We start from the raw sequence: 22481 nt of genomic DNA, 5'->3' as shown, positions 1-22481 counted from the left end.
TAGCAGCGGTGTGCAGCAGCCGTCTTTATGACGGTAGACCTCTGCAACCGAAGGTGCAATTCAGGCAATTCCGGCCGGAGTTGGTTGCCCCGTCAATCGTTCTTCTTCCCAGTCGCTTGGCCGCGTCATCAGACCTCCGGGTGCGGAGCCGGAGTGCCTGTGTGTCCAGGGAACTGGTTGCGTCCATTGCCGTCCCGGATGACAGCTGACAGATATTGAAATCTGTCAGCTGTCATGGCAGGGTGGTCGCCATGACGATGCCAACCCGAACCCTCGGCACCACCGGTCCCCAGGTCTCCGCCCTCGGCCTCGGCTGCATGGGCATGTCCGGTATGTACGGCGAGGCGGATCGTGCCGAGTCGATCGCCACCATCCACGCCGCTCTGGAGGCCGGCGTCACCCTGCTGGACACCGGCGACTTCTACGGCATGGGCCCCAACGAGCTGCTGATCAGCGAGGCACTGCGCACCGCTCCCGCCGCCCTGCGCGAGAACGCGCTGCTCAGTGTGAAGTTCGGCGCCCAGCGCGGCCCGGACGGCGCGTGGCACGGCTACGACGCCCGCCCGGCCGCCGTGAAGACATGGGCCGCGTACTCCCTCCAGCGCCTCGGCGTCGACCACATCGACGTCTACCGCCCCGCCCGGCTCGACCCGCAGGTGCCGATCGAGGAGACCGTCGGCGCGATCGCGGAACTCGTCGAGAAGGGGTACGTCCGCCACATCGGGCTGAGCGAGGTCGGACCGGAGACCATCCGCCGGGCCGCCGCCACCGCCCCGATCGCCGACCTCCAGATCGAGTACGCGCTCATCTCCCGCGGCCCCGAGCGGGAGATCCTCCCCGTCCTGCGCGAGCTCGGCATCTCCGTCACCGCGTACGGCGTGCTCTCCCGCGGGCTGATCTCCGGCCACCTCACGGCAGAGCGGCAACTCGCCACGAACGACTTCCGCGCCCACTCGCCCCGCTTCCAGGGCGAGAACCTCCAGCACAACCTCGCCCTGGTCGAGTCCCTGCGCAAGATCGCCGAACAGAAGGGCGTCACGGTCGCGCAGATCGCCATCGCCTGGGTGGCCTCCCGGGGCGACGACATCGTGCCGCTGGTCGGCGCGCGGACCCGCGAGCGGCTCGGTGAGGCGCTGGGCGCCCTGGACGTGACCCTGGACGCCGCCGACCTGGCCGCCATCGAGGACGCCGTACCGGCGGACGCGGCGGCCGGCGAGCGGTACCCGACGCCGCAGATGGCCATGCTCGACAGCGAGCGATGAGCGGTGAGCGGTGAGCGGTGAACACCGTGCCGGGTACGGTCTAGGCATGCCCCCGACCACCGAGATCCTGACCGCCGAGCGCATCCTCGAAGCCACCGAGGAGGTGCTGCGCCGCCACGGCCCGGCCAAGGCCACCGTGGTCGACGTGGCACGCGCGCTCGGCGTCAGCCATGGCAGCGTCTACCGGCACTTCCGGACGAAGGCGGCGCTGCGGGAGGCCGTGACGAAGCGGTGGCTGGACCGGGCGACGGGCATACTGGCCGCGATCACCGACGCGGACCGTGACCCGGAGGCCCGGCTGCGGGACTGGCTCGCCGCGCTCTTCGAGGCCAAGCGCCGCAAGGCGGGCGACGATCCGGAACTCTTCGCCACCTACTCGGTCCTGGCCGGTGAGAACGGCGTGGCGGTCACCGAGCACCTCACCGAGCTGACCGACCAGCTGACCCGCATCGTCCAGGACGGCATCGACGCGGGCACCTTCACCGTCACCGCCCCGGCCACCGCGGCCCGGGCCCTCTTCCAGGCCACGGCCCGCTTCCACGATCCCGGCTATGCCGGTGAGTGGGAAAAGCCGGGCGCCGAAGAGGAGTTCGCGGCGCTGGTGGACCTTCTGGTACGGGGCCTCGAGGCATGACCGCCACCACCGCCCTCTTTACGTCTTCGACGGGTCCACCGTCGCCTGGTGGGCCTCCGCCAGATGTTCCTCCGCCTTCAGCCAGGGCAGGAACTGGGCTGCCTTGCGCCAACCGCAGGTGTCACAGCTGATCGTGCGTTGCGCGCCCTTGCGCTGCACCTGGACGACGTGCTCGCGGCCGTGCTGGTCCCAGCGGCTCACCTTGCTCGTGTTGCTCGTGCCGATCTGCACCATGTGCCTCGCCTCCGGCTAGGAGTGTGCAGCAAGAACAACATCAACAGCAGGGGCAACAGCAGTATCTTCACGGGGCGTTCGCCGGGCCCGGGCCCGGTCGGCGGCCCGGTCAGTCGATCGTCCGCGGCAGCCGCAGGCTCAGTGCGCCGGTCAGGGCCACCCCGGCCAGCTGGACGAGGAGCGTCGTGACCAGGGCGTCCCGCATGCCCATGCCCGGCACCAGGGCCAGGAAGAGACTGCCCAGCGTGGCCACGCCCAGGGCCAGGGCGGACTGCTGGGTGGTGACCATCACGCCACTGCCCACTCCGGCCCGCGCGGGCGGCACCTCGGACAGGACGATCCTGAAGATGACGGGCAGTTGGAGGGCCTGGCCGACTCCGGCGATCGCGCCGCCCGGCAGGAGAGGCAGCAGACCGAGGTCCGGCCACGAGGAGCGGGCCGCCACGATCATCAGGCCCAGGCCGACCGCCTGGATCAGCGCGCCCGCGGTCACCACCCGGGTGCCGTAACGGGAGATCAGCCGCGGCCCGGCGATCGACGTGCACAGGAACGTCACCGCGAGCGGCACCAGCGCGAGGCCCGCCTGCACAGGGCTGCGGCCCGCTCCCTCCTGGAGGGCGACCGCGATCACGAACATGAAGCCGGCGAAGCCCATGGAGAAGGGCAGGATCAGCAGCAGCCCGCGGCGCAGGGACACCAGCTCGAACAGGCTCGGGGGGACGAGCGGCGTACGGCCCTTGCGGTCCGCCCTGCGCTCCACCGCGAAGAACGCCCCCGCCAGCAAGGGGAACGCCGCCAGCGACAGCCACGTCCACAGCGGCCAGCCCGCCGCCCGGCCCTCGGTCAGCGGGGCGAGCAGCGCCAGCAGGGTCGCGGCCAGCAGGACCGTGCCCGGGCCGTCCACCGGTTCCGGGCGGGGGGAGCGGGTCTCGGGGACCGTACGGGCCGCGAGGACCAGGCCGGCCAGGACGACCGGGACGTTCACCAGGAACGCCGCCCGCCAGCTCGTGCCCGCGATGTCGGCCGCCACCAGGACCCCGCCGAGGATCTGCCCCGCCACCATCGCGAGGCCGGCGGTGGCGCCGTAGAGGCCCATCGCCCGCGCCCGGCGGGGCCCGGCCGTCGCCGACTGGATGGTGGCGAGGACCTGCGGCAGCATCGCGGCCGACGCGGCGCCCTGCGCGACGCGCGCCGCGACCAGCGTCCACGCGGTCGGTGCGAGCCCGCACGCCAGGGAGGTCAGCCCGAACGCCAGCATGCCGCCCAGGAACAGCCGGCGCCGCCCGAACAGGTCGCCGAGCCGGCCGCCGAGGACGAGCAGGACGGCGTACGCCAACCCGTAACCCGCCACGACGAGTTCGAGGACCGACTCGCTCGCGGACAGGTCGGCGCCGATGCTGGGCAGGGCGACGTTGACGATGAAGAAGTCGATGAGAGGCAGTGCCGCGGCGAGCAGCACCGTGAACAGTCCGAGGCTGCCCAGCTCGGACGGCGCTGCGGCGCGGACAGGGCGTGGAGTGGTGGTTTCGGTCGTCACACCCATGAGCCTGCGCCCGCCCCCAGACGGGTACCAGAGTCTTCTTATCCTGGTAGAAGAACCACCTGGCAACAGGGTCCCGGTGCGGGCAGGCTGGAGGCATGACCACCATGGCCCAGGAGACAGCCGTACCGGAGACCGCGCCCCTGTCGTCCTTCTCGTCCCTCTCGTCGATCCGGCGCCATGAGCTCGCCGCCTTCCTGCGCCACCGGCGTGAGCACATCACCCCCGAGCAGGTCGGTCTGCCCCGCGGCCGCAGGCGCCGCACCCCGGGCCTGCGCCGGGAGGAGGTCGCCCAGCTCTCCGCGGTCGGCGTCACCTGGTACACCTGGCTGGAACAGGCCCGGGACATCCAGGTCTCCGTGCAGGTCCTGGACGCCGTCGCCCGGGCGCTGCTGCTGGACCCGAGCGAGCGCTCGCACCTCTTCCAGCTCGCCGGGGCGGTCGATCCGGCCCCGGCCACCGTCTGCCCGTCCATCACACCGGGATTGCGGGAGATCCTGGAGCAACTGGAGCCGCTCCCGGCCTGTGTGCAGAACAGCCGGTACGACATCCTCGCCCACAACCGCACCTACGGCCTGCTGCTGTGCGACCTGGACGCGGTGCCGCCCGAGGACCGCAACTGCATGATCCTCTCCTACACCAACGACGACTGGCGCTCCTCGATCGTCCACCTGCCGGAGGTGCAGCGGCTGATGGCTGCCCGCTTCCGCGCCACCATGGCCGGCCACCTCACCGAGCCCGGCTGTCAGATGCTCCTGAAGCGGCTGCGCACGGAGTCCCAGGAGTTCCGCGAGGTCTGGGACCGGCACGAGGTCATCGAACACCGCAGCCGCCGCAAGGAATTCATGAATCGCTACGTCGGCCATGTCAGCGTCGACCACACCGACCTCTGGCTCGGCCCCGAGGCCGGCCCGCGCCTGGTGACCTACGCCCCGGCGGACGCGGAGTCCCGGCGGCGGCTGGAGAGGCTGCACGCGATCGCCCTGGAGCGGAGCCCCGCCCGCACGGCGTGAGCGAGATCTCGGCGCGCCCTCTCCTATGACGCCGTCGACCCCCGCGCCTGACCTGTTGTCGCCGGTGGGGATGAGTGTGCGGAGTGCGGGAACCCGGTCGGTCGGAAGAGAAGCCCCCCCCACAGGCGAGGCGCGTCATGGCCGAGCAGAAGTCGTCGCAGCAGACAGCAGAGTCAGGGTCACCGGCACCCGCACAGCAGCTTCCGCAGCCGCTGCGGGCGGCCGTGTCGGTACTGGGAAGGGTTCCCGGGGCCGGGACGGTGGGCCGGGTGGCGGAGGGAGCGCTGGACCGGGTCGGCGCGGTGTCGCCGCGTGGCCGACGGCTCGCGGTGTACGCCGGGGCCGGGGTGCTCGGTGTCGCGGGCATCGTCGAGTGGCCCGTCGCGGTCACCGGGGCGGCGGTGGCGTGGCTGACGCAGCCCAGGCCGGGGGAGCAGCAGGAGCCGGAGGACGCCGGCCGGCCCACACCCCGGGTACTGGCGTCGTCCCACGGCACACCGCGCACCTCACCGGGCAGGCAGCCGGTCTCGTCCCCGGCAACGCCCTCCGACCGGCTCCCTCCCCATGAGACGGCGGCGGAGCCGCCCGGCCGACGCGGCCCTGGGGGCTCCACGGCAGGCCGTACCCGTTCCGGCGACTGAGGACGCGCGATGAACCGAGGACTCACGACGGCCGCCGCGGGCCTCGTTTTGGCCGGCCCCCGCCTGCTCGCCCGGGGCACTCCCGCCGCGGTCGGCGTGGCCGCGGGGGCGGTGGCCGGAACGGCCCGGGCCGGCGTACGCACCGCGGACTTCGCGGCCCGCGCGACGCGGGCCGCCCGAGCGGCCCTGCCCGGCGCGCCCCAGCACTGGCGGGCGGGCCAACGGGTCCATGTGCCACTGCGCACGGAGGCGGACGCGGGACACGGAGCACAGGGTGCCGCCACCGAACCGGCCACCGAACACGCCACCGGACACCGCGCCCGCCGCCTCGCCGTCGCGCTCGCCGAGCATCCCGACGTCGCTCTCGCCTACTGGGACCAGGGCCTCGGGCGGCTCGTCGTGACCGCGGTGGAGGAAGCGGCCACCGAGCGGGTCACGGAGCGGGTCTCGGCGCTCGCCGAGCGGTACGGCCTGGTGGCGGACGGCCAGGATGTCGAGGAGCTCGCCCACCCCGGTGACCCCGGCTCCATACGCACCGCCGCCCTCGCGCTCGCCGCCGACGCCGTCGGAGTCGCCGCCGCGTTCACCGGGTCCGCGCTGCGGCTGCCCGCCTCACCGCGGCCGGTGACCGCGGTCGCGACCCTGCTGCGGGAGAACCCCCGCTTCAGGGGCTGGCTGCGCGGACGGCTCGGGAGCGCCCGCATGGACGTGACGCTGGCCGTCGTGAACGCTGCCGTGCACGGCGCCGGCCAGAGCCCCACCTCCCTGCTGCTCGACGGAACCCTGCGCACCTGCCAGCTGACGGAGGCGGTCGTACGGACGGCCACCTTCGAAGCCGTCCACGACGACCTGTGCGTCCCGGACCGGGACAGCCTGCCCGCCGACCTCGCCCTGCGCCCGCCCCCGCGCCCCTCACCCGCCCAGGAGTACGCGGGCAACGCCGCCGCCGGCAGCATCGCGGGCGCCGTCGCCGCGCTCCTCGTCAAACACGACGTGACCGAGGCCGCCGAAGCCGTCCTCGCGGGCTCCCCCAAGGCCGCGCGCTATGGCCCCGCCGCCTTCCACGCCGTACTGAGCACAGCCCTGTCCCGCTCCGGCGTCCTGGTGCGCGACCCGGACCGGCTGCGGCAGCTGGAGACCGTCGGCACCGTCCTGCTGCACCCGAGCGCCCTGCGCACCCCGGGCGCGGGCGCCGACCCCTGGGCCGAACCCGTGCTGGACGCGGCCCGGCGCGCCGGACTCCGCGTCGTCGTCGTGGACGACCCCGCCCTGGCCGACTTCACCGGTCTCGCCGACCAAGTCGTGGACGCCGGGCGGCCGTTGCGGGACATCGTCGACCAACTCCGCGACGACGACAGCGAAGACGAAGGTGACGGGAACGGCGGTGGTGTTCTCACGATCGCCCGCCCCCAGGACGCCGACGTCGTCGCCGGACTCCTCCGCGGTGACGTGGCGGTCTCGCTCACCGACGGCGGCTGCGCGGTCGCCTGGGGCGCGGACGTGCTCGCCCCGCACGGACTGCCCGACGTCTGGCGGCTGTTGACCGCCGTACCGGAGGCCCGTGCGGTCGGCCGCCGCTCCCAGACCCTGGCCCGCTCGGGTGCCGCCCTGTCCGGACTCCTCGTCGCCGTCGGCGAGTCAGGCCGCGGCCGACGCCGTACGCCACTCCCCGGCCTCCGGCACGCACCCGTCGACGCCGCCGCGGCCGCCGCCCTCTTCACCGGCACCCGCGCCGCCCTCCGCGTGGCCGGCGCGAGCCCCCCGCACCCGCGTCCCCGGGTCGCCTGGCACGCCCTGGACCCGGACGACGTACGCGACCGGCTCGAACAGGAGGCACCCCCGGAGCCGACGCTCGTCGAGCAGACGACCGAACGGGTCCGCACCGCCGCCGACACCGTCGTACGACTGCCCGTGCTGGCCCCCGTCCGGTGGTCGGCGCAGCTCGCCCGGGCGGTGCGCGGGGAGCTGGACGACCCGCTCACCCCCGTCCTGGCGGTCGGCTCGGCCGCGTCCGCGATTCTCGGCTCCGCGATGGACGCCCTGCTGGTGGTCGGCGCCCTCGACCTGAACGCCCTCGTCGGAGGACTCCAGCGGCTGCGGGCCGAGCGGGCCCTGTCCGGGCTGCTCGCCCAGCAGAAGCAGAAGGCCCGGGTCGCGGAGGAGGACGCGGAACCGCGTGTCGTCGACGCCGCCAAGCTGAGCCCGGGTGACGTCATCGAGCTCACGCTGGACGACGTCGTGCCCGCCGACGCCCGGCTGCTGTGGGAGGACGGCCTGGAGGTCGACGAGTCCGCGCTGACCGGCGAGTCCCTCCCGGTGGACAAGTGCACCGACCCGAGTCCGCGTGCCCCCGTCGCCGAACGGCACTGCATGGTCTTCGAGGGGACGACCGTGGTGGCCGGAAACGCCCGCGCGGTCGTCGTGGACACCGGCGACCGTACCGAGGCCGCCCGCGCCGTCACGCTCGCCGCCCGCACCCCGGCCGCCGCCGGAGTCCAGGCCCGGCTCCAGGAACTGACCCGCAAGGCAATGCCGTTGACGATGGCGGGCGGCGCCGCGGTCACCGGGCTCGCCCTGGTACGCGGCACGCCCCTGCGGCAGGCGGTCAGCGGCGGGGTCGCGGTCGCGGTGGCCGCCGTACCGGAAGGGCTGCCGCTGGTGGCCACGGTCGCGCAGCTGGCGGCCGCCCGCAGGCTCAGCGCGCACGGCGTCCTGGTCCGCGCCCCGCGCACCCTGGAAGCCCTGGGCCGCATGGACACCATCTGCTTCGACAAGACCGGCACGCTCACCGAGAACCGGCTGCGCCTGGTCCGGGTCGCCGACGCGGAGGGCACGGTCCACCGCCTCGACGAGCCCGGCGCGGACGGCCCGCTGCGGATCGCGGCCCGCGCCTGTCCGCAGCTCGACGGCGACTCCGGGCAGCGCCCGGCCCACGCCACCGACGAGGCCGTCCTGGACGCGGCCGCCCCCGACGAGGAGTGGACCCAGCTGGAGGGCCTGCCCTTCGAGGCCGGCCGCGGTTACGCCGCCGCCGTCGGACACCCGGGCGACGGCTCCCCGGTCCTGGTGCTCAAGGGGGCCCCGGAGACCGTCCTGCCCGCCTGCGCCGACCTGCCCGCCGACGCCTCCGACCTGGCCCACTCCCTGGCGGCCGACGGCCTGCGCGTCCTGGCGGTGGCCCGGCGTCCCCTCGGCAGCGACGGCGACGGCGACGGTCACGGTGACGAGAAGGCCGTCCTCGAAGAGCCCTTGCAGGACCTGGAGTTCGTGGGTCTCCTCGCCCTCGCCGACGTCGCCCGGGAGACCTCCCCGGCCCTCGTACGCGGGCTGCGCGAGGCCGGCGTACGGCCCGTCGTGCTGACCGGCGACCACCCGCAGACCGCCCACGCCATCGCCACCGACCTCGGCTGGCCCGAGGACGCCACGGTCGTCACCGGCGACGAACTGGCCGCCGCCGACCGCTCGGCCCGCTCCCGGATGCTGCGCGACGCCGATGTCGTGGCCCGGGTCGCGCCCGAGCAGAAACTCCAGGTCGTGGAGGCCCTCAGGGACGCGGGCCGGGTCGTCGGCATGGTCGGCGACGGCGCCAACGACGCGGCCGCCATCCGCGCCGCCGACATCGGCGTCGGCATCAGCGCCCGCGGCTCGGCCGCCGCCCGCAACGCTGCCGACCTCGTCCTGACCGGCGACGACCTCACCGTCCTCATCGAGGCCGTCCGCGAGGGCCGCGCCCTGTGGCACAGCGTCGCCGACGCCATCGCGATCCTGATCGGCGGCAACGCGGGCGAGGTGGGCTTCGGCATCCTCGGCACCCTCCTGTCGGGTGCCGCGCCCCTGTCCACCCGCCAGATGCTCCTGGTGAACCTCTTCACCGACCTGTTCCCGGCGATGGCCGTGGCGGTGACGCCGACGGAGAAGCCGACGGAGGACGAGCCCTCGGTCGACACGATCCTGGGCGCCGCTCTGACCCGCCAGATCCGCAACCGCGCGATCACCACCTGCCTGGGCGCCACCGTGGCCTGGCTGATCGGCCGCTTCACCCCGGGCACGGCCCGCCGCTCGACGACGATGGCACTGTGCGCGGTGGTGGGCACACAGCTGGCCCAGACACTGGCGGACCGCCGGGAGAGCCCCCTGGTCCGCTTCACGTCCCTGGGCTCGGCGGTGGCGTTGTTCGCCGTAGTGGAAATCCCGGGCGTGAGCCAGCTGTTCGGCTGCACACCGCTGGGGCCGCTGGCGTGGGCGGGGGTGGCGGCGGCGATCGTGCTGGCGCTGGCGGGTCAGAGGTTTGTACCTGCTGTGGAGCGAACGGTGCTGAATCGACTGCGTTGAGCCGACCCACGTAGGGGCGCGGGGCTGTGTCGATGTGCGGCTACCGCCGCGCGGGCGCGACAAGCCCCCACCGGCTAGCCGCCGCAGAACTACGCGCTGACCCCCGCCGCCTCGCGAACCTCGACCGACTCCAGCCGCTCAGCCGTCCGCTCAGCAGAACGCCGGGCCCACGGCCCAGTAGTCACCGCCCCGAGTACCAACACCGCGACGCCGCACGCGGCCAGAATCCACCACCCCGGCACCGCGGCGGACACGAACTTCTCCTTGTACGACGAGGAGCTCACCCCGGCAGCCAGCACCGCCCCGATCACCGCGACACCCAGCGTCTGTCCCAGCTGACGGCTCGTGGACGCGACCGCGGCGGCAACCCCCGCCTGGGCCCGCGGCATCCCCGACACCGCCGTGTTCGTGATCGGCGCGTTGACGAACCCGAACCCGATGCCGAACAACAGGTACCCGAGGAACAGCGTCAGGTCGGACGTCTCCGCGTCGAAGGCCGCGAAGAGCACCCCGCTCACCGTCATGGCGATCCCGGCGACCACCAACGGCAGCCGCGGCCCCCGGCTCCCCACCAGCCGCCCGGCCAGCGGTGCGCACAGGAACATCGGCACCGCCATCGGCAGCATCCACAGGCCGGCGTGCAGCGCGTCCAGCCCGCGGACGTTCTGCAGGTACAGCGTCGACAGGAACAGGAACCCGCCGAGACCCGCGAACGCGCTGATCGCGATCACGGTGGCCCCGCTGAACGGCGCGGACCGGAAGAACCGCAGGTCGATGAGGGGCTCGTCACGCCGGGGCTCGTACCAGAGCAGTCCCACCAGCGCGACGACGGCGACGACGGCGAAGGGCAGGACGTACGAGAACCCCGAGGACGGCGCCTCGATGATCGCGTACGTCAGCGAGCCGAACAGCGCGATCACCAGGAGCTGTCCGACCGGGTCGGGGCGGCGGGCCCTGGGCGCCCGGGACTCGGGGACGTACCGCAGGGTGAGCAGCAGGGCCGCGAGCCCCACCGGCAGGTTGACCCAGAAGATCGAGCGCCAGCCGACCGAGTCCACGAGCACCCCGCCGACCAGCGGCCCCGCGGCCATGGAGATGCCGACGACGGCGCCCCACACGCCGATCGCCCGCGCCCGCTCGCGCGGGTCCGTGAACGTGTTGGTGATGATCGACATCGCGACCGGGTTGAGCATCGAACCGCCCACCGCCTGCACCATCCGGAAGGCGACCAGCGCCTGCAGGTTCGGCGCGGCCGAGCACAGCGCGGAGCCGATCGTGAAGACGATCAGGCCGGCCATGAAGACCCGCTTGCGGCCGATCCGGTCTCCCGTGGAGCCGGCCAGCATCAGCAGCGAGGCGAGGACCAGCGTGTACGCGTCGATCGTCCACTGGAGGCCCGCCGTGCTCGCGTCCAGGCCGCGCTGCATGGCGGGCAGGGCGACGTTGAGGGCGGTGGTGTCGAGGCTCACGATCAGGAGGCTCATGCAGCAGATCGCGAGCACCAGCATGCGTCGGCGAGGACTGAGCTCGGGCATGCGCTCCATCGTACGCCGGTATCAATAGTGCGTCTAACTAATGGTCACTACATGATCGATGTACGAGGCGTTCGCGCGGTGCGTGACAATGGGGGAATGTCCACGACCGCGCTCACCGAGAAGACGCCCCTGCGGATCGGCCCGCACACCGCCCAACCGCCCGTGGTTCTGGCCCCGATGGCCGGGATCACGAATGCTCCCTTCCGCACCCTGTGCCGGGAGTTCAGCGGGGGCAAAGGGTTGTTCGTCAGCGAGATGATCACGACCCGGGCGCTGGTCGAGCGCAACGAGAAGACCATGCAGCTGATCCACTTCGACGAGAGCGAGAAGCCTCGCTCGATCCAGCTGTACGGCGTCGACCCCGCGACCGTAGGCAAGGCCGTCCGCATGATCGCGGAGGAGGGTCTCGCCGACCACATCGACCTGAACTTCGGCTGCCCGGTGCCGAAGGTGACGCGCAAGGGCGGCGGATCCGCGCTCCCCTTCAAGCGACCGCTGCTCCGGGCGATCCTGCGGGAGGCCGTGAGCGGGGCGGGGGACCTGCCGGTCACGATGAAGATGCGCAAGGGGATCGACGACGATCACCTCACGTATCTGGACGCGGGGCGGATCGCGGTCGAGGAGGGCGTGACGGCGATCGCTCTGCACGGCCGTACCGCCGCCCAGCACTACGGCGGCACCGCCGACTGGGACGCGATCGCCCGTCTGAAGGAACACGTGCCGGAGATTCCCGTCCTCGGCAACGGGGACATCTGGTCGGCGTCGGACGCGTTGCGGATGGTGGCGTCCACCGGCTGCGACGGGGTCGTCGTGGGGCGGGGGTGTCTGGGGCGGCCGTGGCTGTTCGCGGACCTCGTGGCGGCGTTCGAAGGGCGTCCGGAGGACATCGCGCGGCCTTCGCTGCGAGAGGTGGCGGATGTGATGGTCCGCCACGCCACGCTCCTCGGCGAGTGGATCGGTGACGAGTCCCGCGGTGTCATCGACTTCCGCAAGCACGTGGCCTGGTATCTGAAGGGCTTCGCGGTCGGCAGTGAGATGCGCAAGCGGCTGGCGATCACGTCGTTGCTGTCGGAACTGCGGTCCGGCCTGGACGAGCTGGACCTCGACCAGCCGTGGCCGACGGGTGCCGACGGGCCGCGTGGCCGTACATCGGGCAACAACCGGGTGGTGCTGCCGGACGGTTGGCTGAAGGACCCGTACGACTGCGCGGGGGTCGGCGAGGATGCGGAGCTGGACACGTCGGGGGGCTGAGCGGCTTTCGGCTGCGGCTAGGTGGGGGCGGGCGTTTGTGCGCAGTTCCCCGCGCCCCTGAACGCCTGCGGCGGCCCGTGCGGCGCCGGTGGGGGGTAGCGCCCCCACCCCGGCCCCGTCCCGGCGCAGGTGACTGCAACCCCTTAGGGGCGCGGGGAACTGCGCGACCAGCCCCCACCGGCCGATAGCCGCCCGACAACCTGACCCGGCACCCCGACAGGTGCCCCGCCAAGCCCGCGTCACCCCTTCGACGGATGCCGCGTCGAGCCGTACGCCGTCAGGAAGCGGTCTCGGAAGGAGCTCATCTTCCAGACCGGGGCGTTGTGGGCCGGCTTCAGGCCGTCCGTCCAGTTCCAGGACGCGATCCTGTCGAGCACCTTCGGGTCCTTGGCGACGATCGAGATCGGCACGTCACGGCTGGCGTTCTCACCGCTGACCCGGGCGATCGGCTGGTGGTCGCCGAGGAAGACGAGGACCGTGTCGTCGCTGCCGTAGCGCTCCAGCCACTGGGTCAGTGCAGTGACCGAGTACGAGATGGACTTGCCGTACTCCTGCTTGGAGCGGGTGGGGTCGGCGATGATGTCGGAGGCTTTGTTGCCCGCCTTCTGGATGGCCTTGAAGACCGAGCCGTCGCCCAGGTCGTTCCAGTCGACCATCTTCGGGATGGGTGCCCATGGCTGGTGGCTGGAGGTCAGGATGATCTCGGACATGAGCGGCTTGTCGCGCTTCTTGCCGTGGACCTGGCGCTGGTAGGCCTCCAGGGCGTACTGGTCGGGCATCGTCGACCAGCTGAACTTTGGTCCCTTGTAACCGAGTTGGAAGGCGTTGTAGACCTTGTCGAGGTCGTAGTACTTCTGCTCGGGCCAGCCCTTCTGGACGCCCGGCATCACCCCGACCGTGTCCCAGTCGCCGGTCTTCTTGAAGGCCTTGGTGAGGCTGAGGTGGTCGCTGGCCATGACCGTGCGGTAGCGCTGCTGGTTGTCGATCCAGAGGCCGGACAGGGTCGTCGAGTGGCCGAGCCAGCTGCTGCCGCCGTACGTCGCCGAGGTCAGCCAGCCGCTCTTCGCGTGGAAGCCGGCCTTCGCGAGGGCCGCGGTGCTGGTGTCGAGGGTCTTGTCGACGCCGGGCGCGATGGCCGGGTCCTCGACGGCGCTGCGGCCGTAGCTCTCGATGAAGGTGAAGATCATGTCCTTGCCCCGCAGGTCGGGCACCAGCTGGGAGCCCGGCGTGTTCCCGAAGGCGTCGACCTTGGCCACCTTCGCGAAGGCCGCCTCGTCCCGCACGGTCTGCAGCACCTGCTGGCCCTCGCGCGCGGTGAGCGCGGCGGTGTGCTGGGAGGCCAGCGGGACGCCGGCGATCTGGAGGCCGAGAGCGGAGCAGGTGACCCAGACAGTGGCGGCGAGGAGGGTTCCGCGGGTGGCGGTCCGGCGGTCCAGGACCAGCAGGCCGCTCAGTCTGACCATCGCCAGCGTCATGAGGGACAGCAGCAGGAGCACGAGGACGATGACGCCGATCACGGCTCCGACCGCCACGGCCCGGCCCATCGAGTCCGCGACGTACGACTGCGCGTCGTCGAGCAGCTCCCAGTCGAGGACGGGATTGAAGGGCCGCCCGAGGTAGTCGTTGAACCCCATGTCGAGCAGGTTCAGGATCGTCATCACGCCGAGCGCCGCACCGGACACCACGGCCACCACCAGGCGAGGCCGACGCGGCAGCGCGAGCGCCACGGCCGCCCCGAGGATCGCCTCCGCCGGAATCCGCGCGAACTCCCGCAGGTGCAGATGGGTGAGCTTGTTCGGCAGGAGCAGGGCTCCGAGGACGAGAAGGGCGGCGAGGATGTTGAGGGCCCAGCGGATGTTGCGTACGGCGGTGGGGTGCGCGGCCCGCCAGGACGGCTTCCCGGCCGGCGGACCGTCCGTACCCGTCGCCTCGGCCTCGGGTGACGTGCTCTCTGCAAGGGTCTCGGACACCCGAGGGTCCTTCCGTACGGCTCCTGGGAGAAGGCGGATCCGATATGGGGTCTCGGATCCGCCACAGTCCGGTACGGAGGGGTCAGGTCCGGAGTTCACCGGTCAGGGCAAACTCCGGGCCAACGCTTGGTCAACGGTCAGATGCCGGCCCTCGGCCCATCCCCTCGCTCACGCGCCCCCCACCGCCGTCAGCAGGGCCAGCGGGGCCGCGGCGGACCGGGACTCCCGCACGCACGCGTGCGGGTACGGCACCGGCTCGCCGTGGGTGTCCCGTCCGTACCCCGCCAGCACCTCCGGCAAGCGGTGGCCGGTCGCCGTCGCCGCGTCCACCAGCCCGTGCGCCACCGCCCGCGCCTCGTCGTGCAGGCCGTAGCGGGCGAGCCCCAGCGTGATCAGCGCGTTGTCGTGCGGCCACACCGATCCCCGGTGGTACGACAACGGGTGGTACGCCGCCTGTCCGGCCGCCAGTGTCCGCACCCCCCACCCGGAGAAGAAGTCCGGGGCCAGCAGCCGCCGCCCCACCAGCTCGCCGTACTCCTTGTCGAGCAGGCCCGACCACAGCAGATGCCCGGCGTCGGAGGCCAGCGCGTCGACCTGCCGGCCCTCCCCGTCCAGGGCGAGCGCCGGGAACGAGCGGTCCGGCATCCAGAAGTCCCGCTGGAACCGGTCCCGCAGATCCGCCGCGGCCTGTTCGAGGAGCGCCGCGTACGTCTCGTCGCCCCACACCGTGCGCGCGACCGACGCGGTCCGGCGCAGCGCGTCGTACGCGTAGCCCTGGGCGCCCGCCGCCATCACCGGCCCGCTCGCCCGTGTTCCGTCGGCGCCGCAGATCGCGCCGGGGGAGTCCTTCCAGTTCTGGTTGGCGAGGCCGCCCTGGTCGGAGCGGTAGACGAGGTAACCGCGCGAGGTGAGGCCGCCGTGGTCGAGCATCCAGCCGATCGCGGCGCGAGCGTGCGGCTCCAGGCGCCGGGCGAGCGCGACGTCCCCGGTGTGCTCCACGTACGCGCCGAGCAGGACGAGGAACAGGGGAGTGGCGTCGACCGAGCCGTAGTAGCGGCCGTACGGCACCTGCTCGAAGTGCGCGAGCTCCCCGTGCCGTACCTCGTGCACGATCTTGCCGGGCTGGGCCACGGAGGCCGCGCCGGTCTCGGTGGCCTGGGTCGCGGCGAGCGCGGGGAGGGTCGCGGCGGCGAGCTGGGGGCGGTAGGGCAGGGCGAAGAGCGCGGTGAGAAGGGCGTCACGGCCGAGGAGGGTGAGGAACCAGGGGGCTCCGGCGGCCGGGACCCGCAGTTCCTCACCGTCCGGGCCGGTCGCCGGGACCTGGAGCGAGGCGAGGTCCGCGAGACCGCGGGCACAGGCGGCCGCCAGCTCCGGCCAGCCGGTCGGGAAGGCGACGCCCTCCACGAACTCGCCCTCCATCGCGAGGAGTTCGCGGTTCAGGGCGGCGGGGGAACTCGGCACCCGGCGGGCCCGCCGGTCGCCGTGCGGGCGGGCCATCACGCGCAGGGTCAGCTCGGCCGTGCCGTGCGGCTCCAGGTCCAGCGTCCAGACCAGACGCCTGGCCCCGGTGCCGGTCTCCTCGACACCGTCCGGGACGGGCTCGGCCGTCACCGTCGTGGAGGACCGCCATTCGCGGCGCTGGTAGCTGAACTCCACGCCGTCCTCGCGGACTTCGCGGAAACGGGTCGCGCCGGTCTTCGGGTAGGTGCGGTGGTCGGAGCGGAGTTCGAACTGGTCGGCGAAGTCGGCGTCCGCGGTGACCGCGAGCCGGACCGTCGTCGGGACCGGGCGGTTGCTGGTGACCCGGAGACACTCGACGAACGAGCCGTCCCCCACCGCCTGTTCGCGGAACAGGGTGTACGCGGGGGGTTCCTGACGGCCGCCCCGCGGGACCAGGACACAGCGCGCGGTGTCCCCGTCGGCGACCGGCGACAGAGCCTCCGGGACCGCGCCGTCGACCGTCAGCTGCCAGCGGCTCAGGTGCCGGGCGTCCCGTACGAACAACCCGTCCGGTGAGCTGCCGTTCCGGACACCGCTGATGTCCCCGCCGTCACCCACGGCAGCGAACGTCCCACCGTGCACAAGCAGATGATGCCGGTCCGTCATCGCCGGTCCCCTCCCTTGAGTCCCTTGAGTCCCTTGAGTTCCATGTCCGCCGTGACCGTGGTGCCGAGCGTGACCGCGGTGTCGCTGTGCAGCAGGTCGAGCGCGAGCGCGGCGGTCCAGCTGAAGCCGGTCGCCCCGCAGGCCTCGCCGGTGTACGGGTCGACGTACTCCGCGAAGTCGGTGGCCCCGGCGAGTTCGAGGACCGACTCCCGCAGCGTGTCGGCCTGTCGGCGCCTGCCGTGGGTGCGCAGCCCTCGCTCCAGCAGCCAGGCGGTGTTGAACCAGGCCGGGCCGCGCCAGTAGCGGTGCGGGTCGAAGGCCTCGCCGAGGAGGTCGTAGCTGGGGAGCAGGCGGGTGCTGGTGCCCAGCCCGAAGTGGGGGCCGCAGACCGTCCCCACGAGCATCGCGACGAGGTCCCGCGGGAGGTCGGGGAGCAGGAGCGGGATCAGGCCGGAGACCGTGCGCTCGGGGATCAGGGCGCCACGCCCGTCCGCGGCGGGCGCCCGCAGGTCCCGGCACAGGAACATCCCGCTCGCCGGGTCCCACAGCCGCTCGACCAGCGCCGCCGTGAGCCGCTCCGCGCGCGCGTGCCGGGCCGTGCCGGGGGCGCCCAGTTCGGCGGCGATCCGGGCGAGGGCGTGCTCGGAGGCGATGAGCAGGGCGTTGAACGCGGGGTCCTCGACGGCGAACTTGCCGCCGCCGTCGGCGTATCCGGCGTCCCGGTAGTCCGTCGCCAGCCGCACGTACCGTCCGTAGTCCAGGTCCGTGGGCCGGTCCTCTGCGGCCCCGTGGTCCAGGTCGGCGCGGCGGAAGGAGCGGGCCGGGGCCGGTGTGACGCGGGAGAGCGGGAGGTCCCAGGCCGGGCTGTTGTCCATACCCTGTTCCCAGGGGTGCACGACGGACGCGAGGCCCCCTCCGCCCAGGTCCCGGCGGTGCAGGAGATAGCGGTGCCAGGCGGCCAGGCGCGGGTACACCCGGGCGAGGAAGCCGCGCGCCCGGGACAGTCCGGGGTCGGCGCGGTGCACCAGCCACGCGGCCAGGGCGTGCACCGGTGGCTGCACGATGCCGGACGTCTGTACGGTGCGCGGGGCGCCCGCGGTGTGCCCCGCGCTCGAGGAGCGCCAGAAGTCGGGGCTCGGGAAGTACGCGTCGAGCGGGACGGAGGGGTTGAAGACGATGTGCGGGATCCGTCCGTCGCCCCACTGGGCCGCCAGCAGGGTCTCCAGCTCGGTCTGCGCCCGCAGCGGCGAGAGGTGGCGCAGGCCGATCGCGATGAACCCGGAGTCCCAGGACCACTGGTGCGGGTACAGACCGCGCGAGGGGACCGTGGAGGCGCCGGTCCAGTTGCCGTTCAGCACCCTCGCCGCCCCGACGTGCAGCGGATGTGACGAACCCGGCGGATCGTATGCGATCGAGCGTTCCGCGGAACGGGTGATGAGCTGGGCAGTGCGATCCACTCGGGGCTCCCCGAAAGACGTATGGCTGACCGGTTCGGTCAGGGCTACCGTAGGGTTACGTCTATTTAACACGCAAAACCCAGAATGTAATGCAGAGTTGAGAAACACAAGGGGGTGCGCATGACCGGACGGAGTCAGACCGGTGCCGGAGATCTGCTCGAACTGGTCCGCAGCGGGCGAGCCGTCACGCGCGGAGCGCTCCAGCAGGCCACCGGACTGTCCCGGGCGACCGTCGGCCAGCGCCTGGACCGGCTCTTCCGCGCGGGCTGGCTGCGCGAGGGCGCCGGGGGCCCGGTGGACTCCCCGCTGGGCGGCCGCCCCTCCATCACGCTGGAGTTCGACGACGCCCACGCGGTCGTCCTCGCCGCCGACCTGGAGACCCGGCACGCCCGCGCGGCCGTGCTGTCCCTGACCGGCGAGATATTCGCCGAGCACAGCGGCACCCTGGCCATCGAGGACGGCCCGGACGCCGTGCTCGGCGAGCTGGGCCGCTGGTTCGCCGAGCTGGTGGAGAAGGCGGGGCACCGGGCCGAGGAGGTCTGCGGGATCGGGCTCGCCGTGCCGGGCCCCGTCGACAGGGAGAGCGGCCGGGTGGTCCAGCCGCCGATCATGCCCGGCTGGGACGGCTACGACATAAGAGGCCGCCTGGCCGGAGCCTTCAGCGAGCACACCGGGGCCGGCCCCCTCCCCGTGCTCGTCGACAACGACGCCAACCTCATGGCCTACGGCGAACAGCGCACGGCGTATCCGGACTGCTCGGGGTTCGTGCTGGTCAAGGTCTCGACCGGCATCGGCGCCGGAGTCGTGGTCGACGGCTCGCTCTACCGGGGCATCGACGGCGGCGCCGGCGACCTGGGCCACATCCGGGTGCCGGCGGGCGCGGAGGCGCTGTGCCGGTGCGGGTCCTACGGCTGCCTCGCCGCCGTCGCGAGCGGCGGTGCCGTGGCCCGCCGGCTGGCGGCGGCCGGGGTGCCGGCGGCCTCCGGATCGGATGTGCGGGACCTGCTGGCGTCCGGGCATCCCGAGGCTGCGGCGCTCGCGCGCGAGGCGGGGCGGCAGGTCGGCGACGTCCTGGCGACGGTCGTGACCCTGCTGAACCCCGGGGTTCTGATGATCGCCGGGGACCTGGCCGGAACCCCCTTCCTCACGGGGGTCCGGGAGCTGCTGTACCAGCGGGCGCTGCCGCGCTCCACCGCCCGCCTCGAGGTCGTCACCTCACGGCTCGGGGAGCGGGCCGGGCTGGTGGGGGCGGGCGCCCTGGTCGTGGAGCATCTGTACGCACCCGAGCGGGTCGAGGAGCGGTTGCTGGCCCTGGGCGTATGACGTCCGTGTTGCTGTCCGCAGAGCCGTCCGCATGGTGAAATCCGCGCGCCTGTGGCAGCGTGATTCTCGCCACCCTTGAGAAGGATCGCGCTCGGATGAGCGGATCATGAGCGACTGCACTTCTCCAAGGGGTGGCACTGAGTGCCACCCCTTGATCGTTCATCGATCGAAATCAAGCGTGCGAATACTCGCTCAGGTGAGCGCCTCAAGGGGGTTGTGAGGGTCGGTGCGTTCAAGAAGTGAAAACACTGGAGCTCCGTCGCTTGCCAAGCTTTGACTTTCGATCCGCTGGCAGACGACTGGTTACGGGCGTATGACGCCCGAGCAGACGTACCCAGAAGCCTTCGATCTGGGTATGTTCCTCGCCGTCAGGGCAGCCACCGCGTCCTCGAGGGAGTCGGACCCGTGTCGGAAAACAAAGAACCCCACGTAGCGAAGTTCGTTTACGACTTCACCGAGGGAAACAAGGACCTCAAGGACCTCCTGGGTGGCAAGGGCGCGAACCTCGCCGAGATGACCAACCTGGGACTCCCTGTTCCCCCCGGCTTCACCATCACGACCGAAGCCTGCAAGGTCTACCTCGACAGCGGCGAGGAGCCGGCGGCACTGCGTGACGAGGTGAGTGCGCACCTCGACGCGCTGGAGCAGCGCATGGGCAAGAAGCTCGGCCAGCCCGACGACCCCCTGCTCGTCTCGGTCCGCTCGGGCGCGAAGTTCTCCATGCCGGGAATGATGGACACGGTCCTCAACATCGGGCTCTCCGACAAGTCGGTCCAGGGTCTCGCCCAGCAGTCCGGCGACGACCGCTTCGCCTGGGACTCCTACCGGCGCCTCATCCAGATGTTCGGCAAGACCGTCCTCGGCGTCGACGGCGACCTCTTCGAGGAGGCCCTCGAGAAGGCCAAGGAGGCCAAGAAGGTCACGGTCGACACCGACCTGGAGGCCGCCGACCTCAAGAAGCTGGTCACCGCCTTCAAGAAGATCGTCAAGAAGGAGGCGGGCCGGGACTTCCCGCAGGACCCGCGCGAGCAGATGGACCTCGCCATCCACGCGGTCTTCGACTCCTGGAACACCGACCGCGCCAAGCTCTACCGCCGTCAGGAGCGCATCCCGCACGACCTGGGCACGGCCGTGAACGTCTGCTCGATGGTCTTCGGCAACCTCGGCCCGGACTCCGGCACCGGTGTCGCCTTCACCCGCGACCCCGCCTCCGGCCACCAGGGCGTCTACGGCGACTACCTCCAGAACGCCCAGGGCGAGGACGTGGTCGCCGGCATCCGCAACACCGTCCCGCTCGCGGAGCTGGAGCAGATCGACAAGAAGTCGTACGACCAGCTGATGCAGATCATGGCGACGCTGGAGAACCACTACAAGGACCTGTGCGACATCGAGTTCACCATCGAGCGCGGTCAGCTGTGGATGCTCCAGACCCGGGTCGGCAAGCGCACGGCGGGCGCCGCCTTCCGGATCGCCACCCAGCTGGTGGACCAGGGCTTGATCGACGAGGCCGAGGCGCTCCAGCGGGTCACCGGCGCCCAGCTCGCCCAGCTGATGTTCCCGCGCTTCGACGAGAACACCAAGGTCGCGCAGGTCGGCCGGGGCATCGCGGCCTCGCCGGGCGCGGCCGTCGGCAAGGCGGTCTTCGACTCGTACACCGCCGTCAAGTGGTCGCGTTCGGGCGAGAAGGTCATCCTGGTCCGCCGGGAGACCAACCCCGACGACCTGGACGGCATGATCGCGGCCGAGGGCATCCTGACCTCCCGCGGCGGCAAGACCTCCCACGCGGCCGTCGTCGCGCGCGGCATGGGCAAGACCTGTGTCTGCGGCGCCGAGGAGCTGGAGGTCGACACCAAGCGGCGCCGGATGACCGTGCCGGGCGGACACGTGGTGGAGGAGGGCGACCTCATCTCCATCGACGGCTCCAGCGGCAAGGTGTACCTCGGTGAGGTCCCGGTCGTGCCCTCTCCCGTCGTGGAGTACTTCGAGGGCCGTATGCACGCCGGTGCCAACGACGCCGACGAGCTGGTGGAGGCGGTCCACCGGATCATGGCGTTCGCGGACCGCAAGCGCCGCCTCAGGGTCCGGGCCAACGCGGACAACGCCGAGGACGCGATGCGCGCCCGTCGCTTCGGAGCGCAGGGCATCGGGCTCTGCCGTACCGAGCACATGTTCCTCGGAGACCGCCGCGAGCTGGTCGAGCGCCTCATCCTGGCCGACACGGAGGCCGAGCGCGAGGAGTCGCTGAAGGCGCTGCTCCCGCTGCAGAAGCAGGACTTCGTCGAGCTGTTCTCGGCGATGGACGGGCTGCCGGTGACGGTACGGCTCCTCGACCCGCCGCTGCACGAGTTCCTCCCGGACATCACCGAGCTGTCGGTCCGCGTGGCCCTGGCGGAGTCCCGTCAGGAGCCGCACGAGAACGAACTGCGCCTGCTCCAGGCGGTGCACCGCCTGCACGAGCAGAACCCGATGCTGGGCCTGCGCGGCGTACGCCTCGGCCTGGTCATCCCCGGCCTGTTCACCATGCAGGTCCGGGCGATCGCGGAGGCGGCGGCCGAACGCAAGAACGCCAAGGGGGACCCGCGCGCGGAGATCATGATCCCGCTGGTGGGGACGGTCCAGGAGCTGGAGATCGTCCGCGAGGAGGCCGACCAGGTCGTCGCGGAGGTCGAGGCGGCGACGGGTGTGGAGCTGAAGCTGTCGATCGGGACGATGATCGAGCTCCCGCGCGCCGCCCTGACCGCCGGTCAGATCGCGGAGGCGGCGGAGTTCTTCTCCTTCGGCACGAACGACCTCACTCAGACGGTGTGGGGCTTCAGCCGGGACGACGTGGAGGCGAGCTTCTTCACGGCGTACCTGGAGAAGGGCATCTTCGGCGTCAGCCCCTTCGAGACGATCGACAAGGACGGCGTCGGTTCCCTGGTCAAGCTGGCCGCCGAGGCGGGCCGCAAGACCCGCCCCGACCTCAAGCTCGGCGTCTGCGGTGAGCACGGCGGTGACCCGGAGTCGGTCCACTTCTTCCACGAGGTGGGTCTGGACTACGTCTCCTGCTCGCCGTTCCGTATCCCGGTCGCCCGCCTGGAGGCGGGACGCGCGGCGATCACGGCGAACGGAAGCGACCACCGGTAGGCCGCCGGCCGCTTCTGACGGCCACTGAACCCCGGATCCGCCGCCCGTCCCCGACCC

Annotated in this window: 14 protein-coding genes; 8 read left to right on the top strand and 6 right to left on the bottom strand. The window is 72.3% G+C overall.

Annotated features, from left to right (window positions below; translation table 11 throughout):
• Positions 1-251: 251 nt before the first annotated feature.
• Positions 252-1262, top strand: a complete 1011-nt coding sequence (locus ACGFWE_RS12465) for an aldo/keto reductase (protein ID WP_393599723.1) — start codon at positions 252-254, stop codon at positions 1260-1262.
• A gap of 46 nt (positions 1263-1308) precedes the next feature.
• The gene (locus ACGFWE_RS12460) at positions 1309-1896 is read left to right on the top strand and encodes a TetR family transcriptional regulator (protein WP_393599721.1); all 588 of its coding nucleotides are present in this window, start codon (positions 1309-1311) and stop codon (positions 1894-1896) included.
• 18 nt (positions 1897-1914) lie between these two features.
• Here ACGFWE_RS12460 and ACGFWE_RS12455 read toward each other — a convergent pair whose 3' ends face one another.
• Together ACGFWE_RS12455 and ACGFWE_RS12450 are read right to left on the bottom strand one after the other, a co-directional pair.
• A complete protein-coding gene (locus ACGFWE_RS12455) occupies positions 1915-2130 on the bottom strand; it encodes a hypothetical protein (RefSeq protein WP_352383732.1) in 216 nt (71 codons plus the stop codon).
• A 109-nt stretch (positions 2131-2239) separates the two neighbouring features.
• Positions 2240-3673, bottom strand: coding sequence for an MFS transporter (locus tag ACGFWE_RS12450; RefSeq protein WP_352383730.1), 1434 nt, complete (start codon positions 3671-3673; stop codon positions 2240-2242).
• Between the two features lie 95 nt (positions 3674-3768).
• Between ACGFWE_RS12450 and ACGFWE_RS12445 the strand changes: the two genes are divergently transcribed.
• The 3 genes from ACGFWE_RS12445 to ACGFWE_RS12435 all read left to right on the top strand — a co-directional run bounded on the left by ACGFWE_RS12445 (position 3769) and on the right by ACGFWE_RS12435 (position 9656).
• Positions 3769-4683, top strand: coding sequence for a helix-turn-helix transcriptional regulator (locus ACGFWE_RS12445; protein WP_393599718.1), 915 nt, complete (start codon positions 3769-3771; stop codon positions 4681-4683).
• Positions 4684-4820: 137 nt separating this feature from the next.
• Positions 4821-5324: a hypothetical protein gene (locus ACGFWE_RS12440; protein ID WP_352383726.1), complete on the top strand. Its 504-nt coding sequence runs from the start codon at positions 4821-4823 to the stop codon at positions 5322-5324.
• Between the two features lie 9 nt (positions 5325-5333).
• On the top strand, positions 5334-9656 hold the full coding sequence (locus ACGFWE_RS12435) for an HAD-IC family P-type ATPase (RefSeq protein WP_393599716.1): 4323 nt from the start codon (positions 5334-5336) through the stop codon (positions 9654-9656).
• An 89-nt stretch (positions 9657-9745) separates the two neighbouring features.
• Here ACGFWE_RS12435 and ACGFWE_RS12430 read toward each other — a convergent pair whose 3' ends face one another.
• Complete coding sequence (locus ACGFWE_RS12430; RefSeq protein ID WP_393599714.1) at positions 9746-11191, bottom strand: MFS transporter; 1446 nt, start codon at positions 11189-11191, stop codon at positions 9746-9748.
• Between the two features lie 96 nt (positions 11192-11287).
• On the opposite strand from ACGFWE_RS12430, the gene dusB reads away from it, so the two are divergent.
• Positions 11288-12442 (top strand): tRNA dihydrouridine synthase DusB, encoded by a 1155-nt coding sequence (gene dusB, locus ACGFWE_RS12425; RefSeq protein ID WP_393599713.1) that lies wholly within the window; start codon positions 11288-11290, stop codon positions 12440-12442.
• Positions 12443-12681: 239 nt separating this feature from the next.
• Here the strand turns inward: dusB and ACGFWE_RS12420 are convergent, their stop codons facing one another.
• The 3 genes from ACGFWE_RS12420 to ACGFWE_RS12410 form a co-directional block, all read right to left on the bottom strand.
• Entirely contained in the window at positions 12682-14412 is a 1731-nt protein-coding gene (locus ACGFWE_RS12420) for a CDP-alcohol phosphatidyltransferase (protein WP_393599712.1), read from the bottom strand.
• Between the two features lie 168 nt (positions 14413-14580).
• On the bottom strand, positions 14581-16518 hold the full coding sequence (locus ACGFWE_RS12415) for a glycogen debranching N-terminal domain-containing protein (RefSeq protein ID WP_352383716.1): 1938 nt from the start codon (positions 16516-16518) through the stop codon (positions 14581-14583).
• The gene (locus ACGFWE_RS12410) at positions 16515-17975 is read right to left on the bottom strand and encodes a hypothetical protein (RefSeq protein ID WP_393599710.1); all 1461 of its coding nucleotides are present in this window, start codon (positions 17973-17975) and stop codon (positions 16515-16517) included. The genes ACGFWE_RS12415 and ACGFWE_RS12410 overlap by 4 nt, the downstream gene beginning before the upstream one ends.
• Positions 17976-18095: 120 nt before the next feature.
• Here ACGFWE_RS12410 and ACGFWE_RS12405 point away from each other — a divergent pair, with 120 nt between their 5' ends.
• Together ACGFWE_RS12405 and ppdK are read left to right on the top strand one after the other, a co-directional pair.
• Entirely contained in the window at positions 18096-19298 is a 1203-nt protein-coding gene (locus ACGFWE_RS12405; protein ID WP_393599708.1) for an ROK family protein, read from the top strand.
• Between the two features lie 405 nt (positions 19299-19703).
• The gene (gene ppdK / locus ACGFWE_RS12400; protein WP_393599706.1) at positions 19704-22424 is read left to right on the top strand and encodes a pyruvate, phosphate dikinase; all 2721 of its coding nucleotides are present in this window, start codon (positions 19704-19706) and stop codon (positions 22422-22424) included.
• The last annotated feature ends 57 nt before the right edge of the window (positions 22425-22481 follow it).

The sequence above is a fragment of the Streptomyces sp. NPDC048523 genome, from assembly GCF_043199815.1.
Taxonomy (GTDB): Bacteria; Actinomycetota; Actinomycetes; order Streptomycetales; family Streptomycetaceae; genus Streptomyces.
The sequence above is the reverse complement of the archived record's forward strand: the minus strand, read 5'-3'. Positions and strand labels throughout refer to the sequence as shown.

Bases quoted from the DNA above. Each gene is read 5' to 3' on its own strand.
- ACGFWE_RS12460 (WP_393599721.1), top strand. From the start codon at position 1,309: ATGCCCCCGACCACCGAGATCCTGACCGCCGAGCGCATCCTCGAAGCC.
- dusB (WP_393599713.1), top strand. From the start codon at position 11,288: ATGTCCACGACCGCGCTCACCGAGAAGACGCCCCTGCGGATCGGCCCG.
- ACGFWE_RS12430 (WP_393599714.1), bottom strand. From the start codon at position 11,191: ATGCCCGAGCTCAGTCCTCGCCGACGCATGCTGGTGCTCGCGATCTGC.
- ACGFWE_RS12415 (WP_352383716.1), bottom strand. From the start codon at position 16,518: ATGACGGACCGGCATCATCTGCTTGTGCACGGTGGGACGTTCGCTGCC.
- ACGFWE_RS12450 (WP_352383730.1), bottom strand. From the start codon at position 3,673: ATGGGTGTGACGACCGAAACCACCACTCCACGCCCTGTCCGCGCCGCA.
- ACGFWE_RS12435 (WP_393599716.1), top strand. From the start codon at position 5,334: ATGAACCGAGGACTCACGACGGCCGCCGCGGGCCTCGTTTTGGCCGGC.
- ACGFWE_RS12445 (WP_393599718.1), top strand. From the start codon at position 3,769: ATGACCACCATGGCCCAGGAGACAGCCGTACCGGAGACCGCGCCCCTG.
- ACGFWE_RS12405 (WP_393599708.1), top strand. From the start codon at position 18,096: ATGACCGGACGGAGTCAGACCGGTGCCGGAGATCTGCTCGAACTGGTC.
- ACGFWE_RS12455 (WP_352383732.1), bottom strand. From the start codon at position 2,130: ATGGTGCAGATCGGCACGAGCAACACGAGCAAGGTGAGCCGCTGGGAC.
- ACGFWE_RS12465 (WP_393599723.1), top strand. From the start codon at position 252: ATGACGATGCCAACCCGAACCCTCGGCACCACCGGTCCCCAGGTCTCC.
- ACGFWE_RS12440 (WP_352383726.1), top strand. From the start codon at position 4,821: ATGGCCGAGCAGAAGTCGTCGCAGCAGACAGCAGAGTCAGGGTCACCG.